We start from the raw sequence: 14,583 nt of genomic DNA, 5'->3' as shown, positions 1-14,583 counted from the left end.
CGCCGAAATCGCGGCCATGGTCAGCGAGAAGGGGCTGGACCTGCTGGACGCGCCCATCGCGCGGCTCGGGGCGCGCAACGTGCCGATGCCCTACAACGACAAGCTTGAGCTCGCCACGATTCCTTCGCGCGACGACATCATGGCGGCCATCCGCTCGATGCTCTAGCAGCTTCCGGATCCCTCTCCCCTCCATGGCGGGGAGAGGGTAGGGTGAGGGGTGGCGCTCTACTTGTCTTTGATCGCGGCTTGAACCTTGGCCGCGACGTCCGGGGGAATGGTGGTGATTCCGTGAGCGGTCTTGGCGTGCTCGGCGCCCTTGGCCATCACTTCTGCCACGTCCTTCCCCTCCATGACGAAGCTGCAGCCGGGCATCACGTCACCGCACTTGAGGATCTTGGCCATGCCGGGCCTCCTTTGGGCTGTCGCCCTGCCCTCGCTGGGACCCGACGCGGGTCCCAGGGCGGGTATCATCCCACCGAACGGGTGCTCGCGGGTAGCCGAACGCCCTAGCGAACCGGCGCGACGACCACGTCCCGGGGCTTGCCCCGGAGGAAGTGCTCCACGTTCTCGACGGCGCGGAGGAGGCCGTCACGGATGACCTCCGGGGTCTGCCCGGCATTGTGCGGGGAGCAGACCACATTCGGCAGCGAGAGGATCGGGTCGTCCGGCGCCAGCGGCTCCTGGTGGAAGACGTCGAGGCCCGCGCCCATGATCCTGCGCTCCGTGAGCGCGGCGAGGAGCGCGTCGCGGTCCACGAGCACGCCGCGCCCCGTGTTGACGAGGATGGCCGTGGCCTTCATCATCGCGAGCTCCTTCCGGCCGATGAAGCCGCGGGTCTCCGGGCTCAAGCGCACGTGCAGGCTGATGACGTCCGCCCGGGCCAGGATCTCCTCCTTGGAGGCGGGTGTGGCCCCGGCTTTGCGGATGCGGGCCTCCTCGCCGAGCGCCGACCAGCCCAGGACGTCCATGCCGATGGCCTTGCCGAGCGCCGCCACGCGGGATCCGATCGAGCCCATGCCGAAGACGCCGAGCGTCTTGCCGAGCAGCTGGGTCAAGAGTTCGCGCGGCCACTTGCCCTTGCGCATCTCGGCGTCGAGCGTGGTGATCTTCCGCCCGACCGCGAGCATCAGCGCCAGGGCGTGCTCGGCCACGGCGAAGGCATTCACGCCCGGCGTGTTGCACACGGTGACCCCGCGCATGCCGGCCGTGTTGAGGTCGATGTTGTCGGTGCCCGTGCCCCAGACGGAGACCATCTTGAGGCTTGGGCAGGCGGTGAAGACGGCCTCGCTGAAGCGCGCGTGGGCCCGGATGTTGATGGCGACCTCCGCGCGGCCGATACGCCGGATCAGCTCCTGCTCGGCATCGGCGCCGCGCTCGGTGAAGACGGAGACGTCGCCGAGCTTCTTCGCCCGCTCGTGGGCGGGGGTGCCCTCGAAGACCGAGGGAAAGTCGTCCGGGACGATGATCACGCGGCGGCGTCCGCGAAGATGGTCTGCGCCGCGGCCACGCCGGCGCCGGCCTCGCTCCTGTAGTCGAGCTCGCGGAGCGTCATCTCGAGCGCCGACAGCGTCGGCAGGATGTAGAGCGGGCTCGCGGTGATGCCCATGTGGCCGACGCGCAACGTCGTCGTGCGCATCTTGTCGAGTCCGGTGCCGATGAGAATGCCGTAGGTCTCGCGCATGCGCGTGACGATGGCCGTGGGCTCGATGCCGGGCGGCGTCTTGATGCAGGAGACGGTGTCGGACCGGACGGACGTGTCGGGGAACATCTCGAGGCGCATGGCCTCGATGCCCGCGCGGAAGGCGCGGCCGGCCACGGCATGGCGGCGGAACCGGGCCTCGAGCCCTTCCTCGAGCACGAGCCGGACGGCGACGCCCAGGGCCTGCGTCATCTGGGTCGGCATGGAGATGGGCTGCATCCGCTTGCCGCCTTCCGGCACGCGCCCGCCGCGCGAGACCGGGATCCACGAGTCCCGCCAGCGGAGGAGGTCGTACACCCACGAGGAGGCCTTATGCTTGCGACGCTCCATGGCTTCCCAGGCCGGAGGCGCGACGCCGATGATCGCCATGCCGAGCGGCGCGGCGAGGCACTTCTGCGAGCCCGTCATGCTGAGGTCCACGCTCCACGCGTCGGTGCGGACGTCGATGCCCGCGAGGGAAGAGACGGTGTCGAGGAGGTACAGGGCGCCGTGGCCCTTGACGATCTTGCCGACCTCGGCCGCCGGGTAGGTCGAGCCCGTCGAGGTCTCGTTGTGGACCATCGTGACGATCTTGGGCTTGACGCGGTCGATCTCCTTCTCGAGCTTGACGAGGTCGAGCGGCTGGCCCCACTCCGCGCTGAACTCGCTTACCTCGGCGCCGATGCGCCCCATGACCGCGCCCATCAACAGGCCGAAGACGCCCGTCACGATCACGAGAACCCGGTCGCCGGGCTCGACCATCGAGAGCGCGCTCGACTCGAGCGCGGTCTTGCCGGAGCCCGGCATCGTGATGACCTCGCCCCGCTCCGTCTGGAGCACTTTCTTGAGCGCCAGGTTGATCGGCTCCAGGACGTCCACATCGAAGGTCTGGTCGTACTGGATCACCGGCGGCTGGTTCATGGCCTGGATGACGGGGAAGGGGATCTCCGTCGGACCCGGGATCATCAGGATCTCCCGCGCCTGCGGCACCGCCCACTTGATCGGATCCATCGGATGTTTTCTCCAGCCCGAGGACGTCAGCTGCCGGCCTGGGCGAGGCGGCGCTGCGTGCGCCGGATGAGGTAGAGGTTGCGCAGGTAGACCAGGAGGCCCGCGCTCTGGCCCAGGATGAACACCGGGTCCTGGCGGTAGATCGCGTAGATCAGGAGCGTGGTCCCGCCGCCGATCGAGAAGAACCAGAAGGAGACGGGGACCACGCTCTCTTTCTTGCGCTCGGAAGCGATCCACTGGACAAGAAAGCGGCTCGAGAAGAACGCCTGACCGAGGAAGCCCACCGACAGCCAGAAGTGCTCTGTGGTCATCATCAATGCCTCATTATCAATGCCTCATACGCGGAGAGCGCGCGGACGGCGCGCCCGCGCGTGCTAGAATCCCGACTGTTCACCTTACCGGAGACCGTACGAAGCCGCAAGGGGATTCCTCCTGATGCGAGCCATCGATCGGGCGCTCGTCGACGAAGTGTGGCGCGGCATGACCGCGTACGCCCCCGCCCGCGTCGCGAGCGAGGCGCAGGTCTTCCTCGAGCTCCAGCCCCACGCCGCCGCTTTTTCCCAGTCCGTCACGAGCGCGTTGGATCCCGCCGTCCAGAAAGCGGCCCTCGGCTTGGCATTCCTCCTTTTCAAGGTCCTCGAGGCCAGCCTGGGCCGTCCGTTCCCGCTGCTCGCGGAAGAACGCGTCATGGGGGCCTACGCCGAGACCCAGGCGTGGCTTGCCGAGCACGAAGGAGGCACTGGACCCGCCGAACTCCTCGTGGCGCTCGAGCACGGGGAGCATCCGAGCCTGCCGGCCTACATCCTCTCGGTGTTCTACGAGGGCGGGACGGCGGCCGGCGACTACGACGAGACCGTGCGCGCGAGCCTTTTCTGCCTGCTCAAGACACTGACCGATGCGCTCGACCTGGGGCGCGTAGAGGAGGCGTGATGCCGCAGGCGGCTCAAAAAGGTCCAGATGCGAGGCGGTGCCCGAAGGGTGCACGCGAGGCGTACTTCCTGTACGTTGAGCGTGCGGCCGAGGGCGCCAACGAAGCAGATGGGCCTTTTTCAGCCGCCTGCTAGACGGCCTCTGTCGGTCCTGAGATCACCGCGAACACCAGCGCGCCAGCGGGGCTCGTGACCGTGTGCACGTAGCCTGGCGGCCGTCGAGCGTAGTTCCCGGCAGTGCAGACGCCCGTGTCGTCCGCGACCTCGCCTTCGAGCACCCAGATCTGCTCGTCGCCGATGTGGCGGTGGCGCGCGATGACGGAGCCGGGCGTGTAGCGAATGAGGACGGCCTTCTGGCGGCCGTCGGCGTCCTCCCAGAGGGTTTTCCAGAAGACACCGGGCCGCCGCTCGACCCACGGGACGTTGGCGCTGTCGACGAACAGGCTGACGGGAGCTGTGGTCATGCGGACTGTCCTCGATCTGACCCCTTGGGATCCGGCTGCTTGGGATCCGGCTACTTGGCGCCGGCTTCCTTCAGCGCCTCCCGGATTGCCTGGCGGAAGGCTTCGATGGGCTGGGCGCCGACGAGCAGCGTGCCGTTGACCAGGAAGGTGGGCGTTCCCCTAATACCGATCGCGCGGCCCTCGGCCACATCGGCCGCTACGTCTTTGCGGAGCCTGCGGGTGTCGATACAGGTGGTGAAGGCGTCGCGGTCGAGGTTGAGGCGGCCCGCGTAGCGGATGAGGTCGTCGCGCGAGAAGTCCGGCACGCTGAGATAGAGGAGATCGTGGTACTCCCAGAAGACGCCCTGCGAGCCGGCGCAGCGCGCCGCCTCGGCCGCGGGGAGCGCGCCCGCGTGGGAGGACAGCGGGAAGTCCTTGTGGACGACACGCACCTTGCCCTTGAACTCCTGCAGCAGCTGGCCCAGCACCTGCTGGGCGCGCTTGCAGTAGGGTCACTGGTAGTCGGCGAACTCCACGATGGTGACGGGCGCATCGGCGGCTCCGCGTGCGAGCGCGGGGTCGATGGTCACGCTGCGGGTTTCGGCCGCGCAGGCCGCGCCCCAGAAGAGCGGCGCGCACAGGGACGCCACGAACAATGGTCTATAATGGAATCGACGCACGGTTCCACAAGTATACGACGAGATGGCAGTATACGCCGAGATGCTCCGGGTTCGCCGGCTCACCGAACGGAGGCGCAGATGGGATTCCTCGTGCGGGTCGCGGTCAACGCGCTCGCGATTGTGCTCGCCGCGTCCATCCTGCCGGGTATCAGCGTGGACGGGATCGTCCCGGCGCTGGCCGCGGCCGTGCTCCTCGGCCTCGTCAACGCCTTCGTCCGGCCCGTCCTGCTCATCCTGACGCTGCCGATCACGCTCGTGACGCTCGGGCTCTTCCTGCTGGTGCTCAACGGGCTTTGCTTCTGGCTGGTGGCCTCGTTGGTCAAGGGCTTTCACGTGGCGGGCTTCGGCTCGGCCATGCTGGGCGCGCTCGTGATCAGCGCTGTGAGCTGGATCGTCACGGCGTTCATGAGCGACAGCGGCAAGGTTGTGGTCATCACCAAGAGACCGCCGGGCTAAGCAGGGGACACTTCGTTCCCGGCTCAGCCCGGCCGGCCGTGTCGCGCGCTACGCGGCTCTGCCTTCCTCGACCGAGGTGATGATGTAGGTCCCGCTCTTCGCGTCCTTCTCCAGCGTCACGATCTTCTGCTTCGCCGCCTCTTCCAGCAGCTTCGAGAAGGTCGAGTAGCCGTAGTAGGACTCGTTGAAGGCCGGGTTCTTCCGCTGCATGGTCTGCTTGACCATGGAACCCCAGAGCGTGTCCTTGTTCTCGCGCTGGAGAGCCTGGATGGCCTCGATCAGCTGCGCCATCGCCTCCATCTTCTTCTCCGGCATCCCGCGGAGCGTCGTGGGCTTCTTGGACTCGCGGATCAGGTCCTCGTAGAAGATGAACTCGTCGCAGTTGCCGACGAGCAGCTCCGACGAGGACGACTTGACCCCGAGCCCGATCACGTAGCGGTCGTTCTCCCGCAGCTTGGAGACCAGCGGCGAGAAGTCCGAGTCGCCCGAGACCAGCGCGAAGCTGTCCACGTGCTGCTTGGCGTACGCCAGGTCCATGGCGTCCACGACCATGCGGATGTCCGCCGAGTTCTTGCCGCTGTAGCGGCTCTGGGGGACGTCGATCAGCTCGATGGCGTGCTCGTGGAAGGGGCGCTTGTACTCGGCGTAGCGGTTCCAGTCCGCGTACGCCCGCTTGACCATGATCTTGCCCTTCTCGACGAGCCTTTCCAGGACCAGCTTGATCTCGAACTGCTTGTACTGCGCTTCCTTCACTCCCCGGACGATGTTCTCGAAATCCATGAACATCGCCAACTTCCTGTCATCGCTCATCCAATGCCTTTCCTGTTCGGGTGTTGCCCAATGGCGCCAGTGGTTCCGGGCGGGCCCATGCCCACCCTCTCGCCACCTATCAGTATAAGGCGGTTACCGGGAGGTATCCAACCTCTATGCCGGGGCGCCGGCGGGGCCCCGGAGGGTAGAATTGACAGGGGCGTGACACCCGAGCGCCCGGGAGGCGGTAGGCTCATGGCCATGAAGAGACTTTGGACGTGGACGGCGGCGGTGGGGCTCGTAGCGGCGCTGGCGTTCCTGGCGATGCCGCCCGGACCCGAGGCCTTCACGGCGCGGGTCGGTCAGCCCGCGCCCGAGATCACGGGCGGGCCGTGGATCAACAGCGAGCCCCTCAGCATGGAGAAGCTGCGCGGGCGCGTGGTCGCCGTGGAGTTCTGGACCTTCGGCTGATACAACTGCAAGAACGTGATCCCGCAGTTGCGGGACTGGCACGGGAAGTACGAGAAAGACGGCTTGACCATCGTCGGCGTGCACGCCCCCGAGTTCACCTGGGAGCGGCCGTACGACAAGGTGGTCAAGGCGACGAAGGACCTCAAGGTCGCCTACCCGGTGGTCCAGGACAACGAGTTCAGTATCTGGAACCGCTTCGGCAACCAGTACTGGCCGGCCCTGGTGGTGGTAGACAGGAAGGGTGTCGTCCGCTACACCCATATCGGCGAGGGCGACTACGAGGAGACCGAAACGCTGATCAGGAAGCTGCTCGCGGAGAAGTGAACCGGGCCCGCCTCCTCATCTTCGGGGCGGTCATCGCCGCCACCGCCGTCCTGGCCGTGCTCGGCTATGTCTCGCTGCGCCAGTGGCAGGCTTCGGCGGAGCTCCTCTTTCGCGAGCAGGCGCGCGACATGGCCACCATGGCCGCCGAGAAGGTCGAGATGGCCATCCTCAAGACCGAGGAGGAGTGCCTCTCGAGCCTGCAGGTCATCCTGATGGAGCCGATCTTCCGCGCCGAGTCCCTCGAGGCCTGGAGCCGCAAGAACCCCCTCTTCGACCGCGTCAGCCTGATCGACCGCCAGGGCCGCGTGCTCTACCCGCCGGGCGGCCTCGATGCGTACCCCAGCCTTCTGCTCGAGATCCCGCAGGGGTTCTGGGAGCGCGGCGGGCGCCGCCACCTCCTCGTAAACGACCAGGTCGTGCTGGCCGCCGTCATGCCGGGGCCCTCCAGCGTCCCCGTTCTGGCCGCCCTGGGGCGCAGCGAAGAGGCGGTCAAGCGCGAGGTCCTGGCCAAGACCCTGGGCGGCCTCGAGGGGCCGAGCGTGCTCGCCGTGCTGGACCGCGCCGACAACCAGGTGTACCCGTCGCGCCCGATCGACCGGGCGCAGCGCGTCCTCACCGTGGCGTTCGGCGAGGCGCTCCCCACCTGGCGCGTGGCCCTCTACCAGCCCGACGGCGTTTCGCCGGTCAGCGGCGTCAGGCGGCAGGCGATGCTCTTCACGGCGGCCTTCGCGCTGCTCCTGGTCGTGATCGCGGTGGGGCTGGGCGCGACCTACCGCGTGGTCAGGCGCGAGTCCGAGATGGCAAGGCTCAAGTCCGACTTCGTCGCCAACGTCTCGCACGATCTCAAGACCCCGCTGTCGCTGATCCGCATGTTCGGCGAAACGCTCGAGCTCGGGCGCGCCCCCGACGACGCGACGCGGCGCGAGTACTACGCCGTCATCACGCGGGAGAGCGAGAGGCTGACGCGGCTCATCGACAACGTGCTGGACTTCTCGCGCATCGAGAGCGGGCGCCAGCGCTACGACATTGCCCCGCACCCGGTCGAGCCCCTGGTCCACGACGTGATGGAGGCGTTCCGCTACCCGCTGGCCCAGCGGGGCTTCAAGGTGGACGTGGTGGTGGCGCCCGACCTGCCTGATGTGCCCATGGATCCCGCGGCCGTCAAGCAGGCGCTGGGCAACCTCGTGGATAACGCCATCAAGTACTCGGGCGAGCGCCGGCGGCTCGCCGTCTCCGCCCGGGCCGAGGGCGACCGGGTGGCTATCGAGGTCGCGGACGAGGGCATCGGCATCCCGGCGGCCGAGATGGAGCGAATCTTCGAGAAGTTCTATCGCATCGGACGGAGTGAGACGCAAGGCAGCCGGGGTAGCGGGGTGGGCCTGGCGCTGGTCAAGCACATCGCGGAGGCCCACGGGGGCCGCGTGAGCGTCGAGAGCCGCCCGGGCGAGGGCAGCCGCTTCACCCTTTTCTTGCCTGTCGCGGGAGAGCGCTAGCATGCCCCGGATCCTGATCGTGGACGACGAGCCGGAGATGGTGCGGGGGCTCGAGGACAACCTGCGCTTTGAGGGCTACCAGACGCTGTCGGCGACCGACGGCCGGCGCGGGCTCGCCCTGGCGTTAGCCGAGGCGCCCGACCTCGTCCTCCTCGACATCATGATGCCCGGCATGAGCGGCTGGGATGTCTGCCGCGAGCTCCGCGCGAAGGGTCTCGACATCCCGGTGATCATGCTCACGGCCCGGGGCGAGGAGGCCGACCGCGTGCAGGGGCTCGAGCTGGGCGCCGACGACTACGTCACCAAGCCCTTCGGTCTCCGCGAACTCATGGCCAGGATCCGGGCGGTGCTGCGGCGTCCCGGGCCGAGGCAGAAGTTCGAGGAGTTCGCGTTCGGGGACGTGCGGATCCGGCTGCGAGGCCGGCAGATCTTCCGGGCAGGCAAGGAGGTGCGGCTCACGCGCAAGGAGTTCGACCTGCTGCGCTACCTGGTCGAGCACCGCGACGAGATCATTACGCGCGACAGACTGCTCGACGAGGTCTGGGGGTACGAGCAGTTCCCGACGACACGGACCGTGGACACCCACATTCTCCGGCTCAGGCAGAAGTTTGAGGACGACCCCGAGCGCCCCGTCTACATCCTGACCGTCCACGGCCAGGGCTACCGCTTCGCGGGGTAGGTGTGGGATGCTAGTCGCATGAGCGCGAACTCAGAGGATCTGGCGAAGCGGACTCCCCCAGGCCAGTCATTGACCACCAAGTGGCCGGTGCTGACCTATGGGCTGACGCCGAAGTTCAACCCGAAGACCTGGACCTTCCGCTGCTTCGGCCTCGTGGATGACGAAGTGACGTGGACGTGGGACGAGTTCCTCGCGCTCCCGCGCACGGAGGTCCACTGCGACATCCACTGCGTGACGCGCTGGTCGCGGCTCGACAACCGCTTCGAGGGCGTCCACATCCGCGAGATCATGAAGCGCGTGCGCCTCAAGCCCGAGGCCAAGTTCGTCATGATCCACGCCGACCCCGACTACACGACGAACCTGCCGCTCGACGACCTCGTGGACGACGACGTCGTGCTGTCGCTCAAACACGACGGCAAGGATCTCGAGCCCGACCACGGCGGGCCGCTGCGGCTCGTCGTGCCCAAGCTCTACTTCTGGAAGAGCGCCAAGTGGCTCCGAGGGCTCGAGTTCCTCGACGTCAACCCGCCCGGATTCTGGGAGGTCAACGGCTACCACATGCACGCCGACCCCTGGAAGGACGAGCGCTACTCCGACCAGGAGACGCGCGCGATGCAGCAGATGCGCGCCGAGGCGGCCCGCAAGCTCCGCTCTAGGTAAGCCCTTCTTTCTTATTCCCCTCTCCCCCATCGGGGGAGAGGGCAGGGTGAGGGGGCGGTTACTTCCTCCCAGCGCCCAGCACGCCGATCGCTTCGACCTCGACGAGGAACTCCGGCGCGGCCAGGGCCCGGACCTCGACGAGGGTCGAGACGGGGAAGTCGCCGGTGAAGGCCTCGCGGCGCGCCTTCCACACTTCCTCGCGCCGCTTGATGTCCGTCACGAAGATCACGACCTTGACGATGTCGTCCATGGCCCCGCCGGCCGCCTCCATCAGATGCTTGATCTTGGTGAAGATGGCCTGCGCCTGGGCGTACATGCTCTCGCCGCCCACGAGGCCCACCGGCCCCCGGGCGACCATCCCGGCGATGAATACCTGGTTGCCCACGACGAGGCAGTTGGACCAGGTCTGGGGAGGCGGATCGGGCACGTGCGGGCTCGAGATCTTCTTCTTCATGGCTTCTCCTTGGAGTATGGCAGGGCGATGCTGGGCACGCGCAGGGAGCTCACTTGGCAGGCGCGACAGCGAAGAGGCGCCATTCGCCAGGGACACCCTTGAGTGTCTGTGTTCCCCGATCCTCGAAACCGATGCCAGAGCCCGCGACGAGGTCCTTCACGGTGTTGGACACGAGGACCTCGCCTGCTCGCGCGAGCGAGGCGACCCGGGCGCCGATGTGGACGGCGATGCCCCCGACCTTCTCGCCGATGACCTCGCACTCGCCCGTGTGGAGCCCCGCGCGGATCTCGATGCCGAGGGGCCGAACCCCTTTGCTGATCGCCTCGGCGCAGCGGATGGCGCGGGCGGGTCCGTCGAAGGCGGCGAAGAAGCCGTCACCGGCGGTGTCCACCTCGCGCCCGCGGAAGCGCGTGAGCTCGCGGCGCGCCAGCTCGTAGTAGCTTTCGAGCAGCTCGCGCCAGCGCTGGTCGCCGAGCTGGGCGGCCCGCTCCGTCGAGCCCACGATGTCGGTGAAGAGCACGGTGGCGAGGACCCGGTCCGGCTCGACGCGATCACGGGTGCCGGTCAGGAACTCCTGTATTTCGCCGAGCATCGCCTCGCTCTCGCCGAGGGATGGGATGTGGTCGTCTCCGGGCAATTCAACGTAACGGGCGCCGGGAATGCGCTCGGCCATGTAGCGGCCGTGCTGGACAGGCACGAAGCGATCGCCCGTTCGATGGAGAATGAGCGTGGGAACGCGGATCGTCGGCAGAACGGAACGCACGTCCGTGGCAAACGTCATCCGCTGGAGCGCCACCGACGCCCCCGGGCTCGCGGCGGACCGTTGAAATCGGGACCACCACTGGTGCATCGCCTCGTCGCCAGCGTGGCCGGGGAAGAGCGCGCGGAACCCGAAGCCGGTGCCCCAGTCACGGTCCAACCGCTCCAGATACCGATCGAACGCGTCGGCGTCGGTGCCGAACTCGTAGTCCGGCGCCCGGGCTATCCGTGCGAAGGAGCTGATGATGACGAGCGCGCGGGTCCTCTGGGGATGCGTCGCGGCGAAGAGCAGACCCATGGGGCCGCCTTCCGAAAGGCCGAGCAGTGCGGCGGTCCCCGATCCCGCGGCGTCCATCACTGCGCGCACGTCGTCCATCCGCTGCTCGAGCGTCGGCAGCTGGTCTACCGGGACCGCATCGGAGAGGCCTGTGCCCCGCTTGTCGAACAGGATAAGCCGGCCGAAGGAGGCGAGGTGACGGAAGAAGCGCGCGGCGGCAGGCATCTCCCAGGCAAGCTCGACGTGCGAGACAAAGCCGGGTATCCAGACCAGGTCGAGCGGGCCCTCGCCGAGCACCTGGTAGGCGATGTGGACTCGCCCGCTCTTGGCGTACTGGGTTTTGGGCGGTGCGGCCATGCGTAGACAGACTATGAACGCGCGCGGGACCGACGTCAATGGCAGGCTGCCGTCTACCCGCATCCTTGCAAATTCGTCGCCCGGCCTGTAGATTCACCCGCATACCGCAGGCCCACAGGAGGCGTCTATGGCAACCGTCGCGATCACTGATGTCGCCATCGTGCTCAACCCCGGGGACGATGTTGCCATCGCGAAGAAGGAAATCCCCACCGGCACCGTCCTCGAGGACGCGGGCGGGCGCATCGAGGTCCGCCAGGACATCCGCCCGGGGCACAAGGTGGCGCGGCGCGCGCGTAGCCAAGGCGAAGAGGTGCGCCGTTACGGGCAGGTGATTGGCTTCGCGACCGTTGACATTGCCGTCGGCGACCACGTCCACACCCAGAACCTGGCGGTGGGCGACCTCCACCGCGAGTACGAGATCGGCACCGACGTGCGGCCGGTGGACTTCTACACGCCGGACAAGATGCGCTACTTCGACGGCTACAAGCGCGAGGATGGGCGCGTCGGCACGCGTAACTACGTCGCCATCATCTCCGGCGTCAACTGCTCGGCCAGCGTCAGCCAGTTCGTCAAGGACAAGTTCCGCGACGTATCGAAGGACTATCCGAACATCGACGGCGTCCTCGCCGTCACGCACAAGTCGGGCTGCGGCACCGAGCTTTTCGGCGAGGACCACATGGCCCTGCAGCGCGTCCTGGCGGGCTACGCCAAGCACCCCAACGTCGCCGCCTACATCCTGATCGGCCTCGGCTGCGAGGTCAACCAGGCCGCGGTCATGGTGGACAAGCAGCGCATGGCGGCGCCCGGGCATCCGGAGCGGAAGCCGATGATCATCAACATTCAGGAGGCGGGCGGCATCAAGAAGACCGTCGAGAAGGCCGCGGCCGAGGTCGCCAAGCTCCTGCCCATGGCAAATGCGGCGCAGCGGTCGAAGCAGCCGGTCTCCGAGATCACGCTGGCGACCAATTGCGGCGGCTCCGACGGCAACAGCGGCATTACCGCCAACCCCGCGCTGGGCTGGGCGGTGGATGAGCTGGTTCGCTACGGCGGCACCGGCGTGCTGGCGGAGACGCCCGAGATCTACGGCGCCGAGCATTTGCTCATCCGGCGCGCCGTGAGCGAAGGCGTCGCAAAAAAGCTCATCGACCGCTACAAGTGGTGGGAGTGGTACTGCCGCGGCATCGAGCGCATGGACAACAACCCCGCGCCGGGCAATAAGGCAGGCGGTATCACCACGGTCTTCGAGAAGAGCCTGGGCGGCGTCTCCAAGGGCGGGACTACACCCATGATGGACGTCTTCCTCTACGGCGAGGCCATTACCACGCGCGGCTTCGTGTTCATGGACACGCCGGGTCATGATCCGGTGTCCATCACGGGGCTCGTGGCGGGCGGCTGTAACCTGATCTGTTTCACCACGGGCCGCGGCTCGGTCTTCGGCTGCAAGCCCGTGCCGTCCATCAAGCTCGCGACCAACTCGCTCATGTACCGCCACATGCAGGAGGACATGGACATCAATTGCGGCGTCATCCTCGAGGGCACGCCGCTCCCGGAAGTCGGGCGGCAGATCTTCGAGGAGATCGTGGCGGTCGCCTCCGGCAAGCGCTCCAAGAGCGAGCTCTCCGGCGTCGGCGAAGAGGAGTTCGCCCCCTGGATCATCGGGCCTGTCATGTAGTGGGAGGGGGAGCCGCAGCCGCAAGGCGAGGCGACCACATGGAAAGCAGGTCGGCGCCCAGAAATGTTGGCGGTAACGCCGAGGCCCCGGGTATCATGATCGGCGGTAGGCGGCGGACCTGATCCTGAGGATGCAGGCAGCCTAAGGGGGAGCGGATGGCGGGACGTCCTGGGATGTACCGCGGCGACCGGCGCCGGAAGGAAGACGCGCGCAAGGCCAAGCAGGAGGCCAAGAAGGCACGCAAGGCGGAGCGGAAGGAGACCGGCGAGTCGGGCCCGGAGATGGGCGAGGCCGCCGAGGCGCTCGGGCAGGGCGCGGTGGAGTGGGTGTGGTTCTCGCCCAGCAAGGGACGTACCCTCACGACCTCCTCAGCCGAGGCTCCCAACGTGCCCGGCGTGGATGACTGGAACTTGGTCAGCGGGCCCCCGGCCCAGCAGTCCTAGCAGCCGCTCGTTTACGGTCGAATAAGCCGGCCGCCGCCTTGCCGGCGGTCGGTATTGGTGAGCCCGTCACACCGTAGCGGTCCCACGGGCGAAGGCCGTGGCGACCCGGTGTCCGCCGGGGCCCTGGGTAAAAGCGGCGGGTTTAGAAGGGGCGATCCCGGCGCGAGTTGACGCGAGCGTAAGCCGCACGGCTCAGCGGCAGGATCCGGAAGAACGGCACCACGAGCGTTCCCACCACCATCCAGAACTCCTGCCTCATGTACCAGGGTGCCCACGTCATGCGCCGTCTCCTCGCTGTCGTCGATGTCGGTTGCGCCCTTCTGACCTTTGTACAGAGCAAGGCCGGTGCCAGCGGTCGGGATCGGCGTAAACGCAGAAATTCACGACGCTAGGGCGCCTGTTCGTACGCTGACACACCCGGCTGCGACAAAAAGGGGAAGGACGGGCGACGAAACGCGGAGGACGGGGGCTTAGGACTGGGTGACGGTGACCACCAGGCCGATGGCGGCCAGGATATTGCCGACGCGGACGCACTCGGTCTCGGGGCCGACCTTGACGACGGCCTTGCCTGTGTTGTGGATCTCCCAGGCGAACTCCCACGCCCGCTCCTCCGAGCAGCCGATGGCCTTGATCAGCTGCTTCACCACGTCCTCGAAGGTATGGCAGTCGCAGTTGTGGAGGATGGTGATCCAGGGCGGCGCCAGCGCGACCTCTTCGCCGTGCTCCGCCTCGACCTCGGGGGCCGTCCCCGCGCCGGCGGCGGCGTACGGGGCCAGTAGCTCACTCACCCCTTTATTTCCTTGAGGATCTCTCGGGCGATCAAGAACTTCATGATCTCGTCCGATCCCGCGCCGATCCTGAGCAGCCGCGCGTTGCGGAAGATGGCCTGGATGGGGAAGTCCGTGGTGTAGCCGATCCCCCCCAGCACCTGCATGGCGTGGTCCACGATCTTCCACACGGACTCGGCCACGAAGAGCTTGGTCACCGCCGACTCGCGCTGCGCCGGCACTCCCGCTTCCACCATCTTGGCGGTGCGGTAGACGAGCT

Annotated in this window: 21 protein-coding genes and 1 pseudogene; 9 read left to right on the top strand and 13 right to left on the bottom strand. The window is 67.5% G+C overall.

The window, feature by feature from the left end:
- Positions 1 to 225 precede the first annotated feature (225 nt).
- From VGV06_04330 to VGV06_04315, 4 genes are all read right to left on the bottom strand, one after another.
- Positions 226 to 402, bottom strand: a complete 177-nt coding sequence (locus VGV06_04330) for a DUF1059 domain-containing protein (GenBank protein ID HEV2054386.1) — start codon at positions 400 to 402, stop codon at positions 226 to 228.
- 104 nt (positions 403 to 506) lie between these two features.
- Positions 507 to 1,469, bottom strand: a complete 963-nt coding sequence (locus VGV06_04325; protein ID HEV2054385.1) for an NAD(P)-dependent oxidoreductase — start codon at positions 1,467 to 1,469, stop codon at positions 507 to 509.
- A complete protein-coding gene (locus VGV06_04320) occupies positions 1,466 to 2,689 on the bottom strand; it encodes an alanine--glyoxylate aminotransferase family protein (GenBank protein HEV2054384.1) in 1,224 nt (407 codons plus the stop codon). The genes VGV06_04325 and VGV06_04320 overlap by 4 nt, the downstream gene beginning before the upstream one ends.
- 26 nt (positions 2,690 to 2,715) lie before the next feature.
- On the bottom strand, positions 2,716 to 3,000 hold the full coding sequence (locus VGV06_04315) for a lipid-A-disaccharide synthase N-terminal domain-containing protein (GenBank protein HEV2054383.1): 285 nt from the start codon (positions 2,998 to 3,000) through the stop codon (positions 2,716 to 2,718).
- Positions 3,001 to 3,124: 124 nt separating this feature from the next.
- Here VGV06_04315 and VGV06_04310 point away from each other — a divergent pair, with 124 nt between their 5' ends.
- On the top strand, positions 3,125 to 3,619 hold the full coding sequence (locus VGV06_04310; GenBank protein HEV2054382.1) for a hypothetical protein: 495 nt from the start codon (positions 3,125 to 3,127) through the stop codon (positions 3,617 to 3,619).
- Between the two features lie 130 nt (positions 3,620 to 3,749).
- Here VGV06_04310 and VGV06_04305 read toward each other — a convergent pair whose 3' ends face one another.
- The 3 genes and pseudogenes from VGV06_04305 to VGV06_04295 form a co-directional block, all read right to left on the bottom strand.
- Positions 3,750 to 4,082, bottom strand: coding sequence for a cupin domain-containing protein (locus tag VGV06_04305; protein HEV2054381.1), 333 nt, complete (start codon positions 4,080 to 4,082; stop codon positions 3,750 to 3,752).
- 50 nt (positions 4,083 to 4,132) lie between these two features.
- Positions 4,133 to 4,561 (bottom strand): annotated as a pseudogene (locus VGV06_04300) (thioredoxin domain-containing protein).
- 12 nt (positions 4,562 to 4,573) lie between these two features.
- Positions 4,574 to 4,711: a hypothetical protein gene (locus VGV06_04295; GenBank protein HEV2054380.1), complete on the bottom strand. Its 138-nt coding sequence runs from the start codon at positions 4,709 to 4,711 to the stop codon at positions 4,574 to 4,576.
- Positions 4,712 to 4,819: 108 nt separating this feature from the next.
- Between VGV06_04295 and VGV06_04290 the strand changes: the two genes are divergently transcribed.
- Complete coding sequence (locus VGV06_04290; GenBank protein HEV2054379.1) at positions 4,820 to 5,197, top strand: phage holin family protein; 378 nt, start codon at positions 4,820 to 4,822, stop codon at positions 5,195 to 5,197.
- Between the two features lie 48 nt (positions 5,198 to 5,245).
- Here the strand turns inward: VGV06_04290 and VGV06_04285 are convergent, their stop codons facing one another.
- A complete protein-coding gene (locus VGV06_04285; protein ID HEV2054378.1) occupies positions 5,246 to 6,007 on the bottom strand; it encodes an NYN domain-containing protein in 762 nt (253 codons plus the stop codon).
- A gap of 201 nt (positions 6,008 to 6,208) precedes the next feature.
- Here VGV06_04285 and VGV06_04280 point away from each other — a divergent pair, with 201 nt between their 5' ends.
- Genes VGV06_04280 through VGV06_04260 form a run of 5 tightly spaced genes read left to right on the top strand, consistent with a single transcriptional unit; the run spans position 6,209 to position 9,574 of the window.
- Positions 6,209 to 6,418: a hypothetical protein gene (locus VGV06_04280; protein ID HEV2054377.1), complete on the top strand. Its 210-nt coding sequence runs from the start codon at positions 6,209 to 6,211 to the stop codon at positions 6,416 to 6,418.
- Between the two features lie 15 nt (positions 6,419 to 6,433).
- Complete coding sequence (locus tag VGV06_04275) at positions 6,434 to 6,742, top strand: redoxin domain-containing protein (protein HEV2054376.1); 309 nt, start codon at positions 6,434 to 6,436, stop codon at positions 6,740 to 6,742.
- A complete protein-coding gene (locus VGV06_04270; protein HEV2054375.1) occupies positions 6,739 to 8,235 on the top strand; it encodes a HAMP domain-containing sensor histidine kinase in 1,497 nt (498 codons plus the stop codon). Before VGV06_04275 ends, VGV06_04270 begins: the two co-directional genes overlap by 4 nt.
- A 1-nt stretch (position 8,236) precedes the next feature.
- Positions 8,237 to 8,914: a response regulator transcription factor gene (locus VGV06_04265; GenBank protein HEV2054374.1), complete on the top strand. Its 678-nt coding sequence runs from the start codon at positions 8,237 to 8,239 to the stop codon at positions 8,912 to 8,914.
- An 18-nt stretch (positions 8,915 to 8,932) separates the two neighbouring features.
- Positions 8,933 to 9,574 carry a sulfite oxidase-like oxidoreductase gene (locus tag VGV06_04260; protein ID HEV2054373.1) on the top strand — a complete coding sequence of 214 codons (642 nt, stop codon included), beginning with the start codon at positions 8,933 to 8,935 and terminating at the stop codon, positions 9,572 to 9,574.
- Positions 9,575 to 9,632: 58 nt separating this feature from the next.
- Here the strand turns inward: VGV06_04260 and VGV06_04255 are convergent, their stop codons facing one another.
- Positions 9,633 to 10,028, bottom strand: a complete 396-nt coding sequence (locus VGV06_04255) for a Rid family hydrolase (GenBank protein HEV2054372.1) — start codon at positions 10,026 to 10,028, stop codon at positions 9,633 to 9,635.
- Between the two features lie 49 nt (positions 10,029 to 10,077).
- A complete protein-coding gene (locus VGV06_04250) occupies positions 10,078 to 11,421 on the bottom strand; it encodes an adenylate/guanylate cyclase domain-containing protein (GenBank protein ID HEV2054371.1) in 1,344 nt (447 codons plus the stop codon).
- Positions 11,422 to 11,548: 127 nt separating this feature from the next.
- Between VGV06_04250 and VGV06_04245 the strand changes: the two genes are divergently transcribed.
- A complete protein-coding gene (locus VGV06_04245; GenBank protein HEV2054370.1) occupies positions 11,549 to 13,093 on the top strand; it encodes an altronate dehydratase family protein in 1,545 nt (514 codons plus the stop codon).
- Positions 13,094 to 13,248: 155 nt separating this feature from the next.
- Positions 13,249 to 13,536 carry a hypothetical protein gene (locus VGV06_04240; GenBank protein HEV2054369.1) on the top strand — a complete coding sequence of 96 codons (288 nt, stop codon included), beginning with the start codon at positions 13,249 to 13,251 and terminating at the stop codon, positions 13,534 to 13,536.
- A 142-nt stretch (positions 13,537 to 13,678) separates the two neighbouring features.
- Here VGV06_04240 and VGV06_04235 read toward each other — a convergent pair whose 3' ends face one another.
- From VGV06_04235 to VGV06_04225, 3 genes are all read right to left on the bottom strand, one after another.
- The gene (locus tag VGV06_04235) at positions 13,679 to 13,816 is read right to left on the bottom strand and encodes a hypothetical protein (protein HEV2054368.1); all 138 of its coding nucleotides are present in this window, start codon (positions 13,814 to 13,816) and stop codon (positions 13,679 to 13,681) included.
- A gap of 190 nt (positions 13,817 to 14,006) precedes the next feature.
- Positions 14,007 to 14,324: an ATP-dependent Clp protease adaptor ClpS gene (locus VGV06_04230; GenBank protein HEV2054367.1), complete on the bottom strand. Its 318-nt coding sequence runs from the start codon at positions 14,322 to 14,324 to the stop codon at positions 14,007 to 14,009.
- On the bottom strand, positions 14,321 to 14,583 hold a 263-nt coding region (locus VGV06_04225), incomplete at its 5' end, for an acyl-CoA dehydrogenase family protein (GenBank protein HEV2054366.1). The genes VGV06_04230 and VGV06_04225, both read right to left, overlap by 4 nt.

Source organism: Candidatus Methylomirabilota bacterium (assembly GCA_035936835.1).
Classification (GTDB): Bacteria; Methylomirabilota; Methylomirabilia; order Rokubacteriales; family CSP1-6; genus AR37.
The sequence above is the reverse complement of the archived record's forward strand: the minus strand, read 5'-3'. Positions and strand labels throughout refer to the sequence as shown.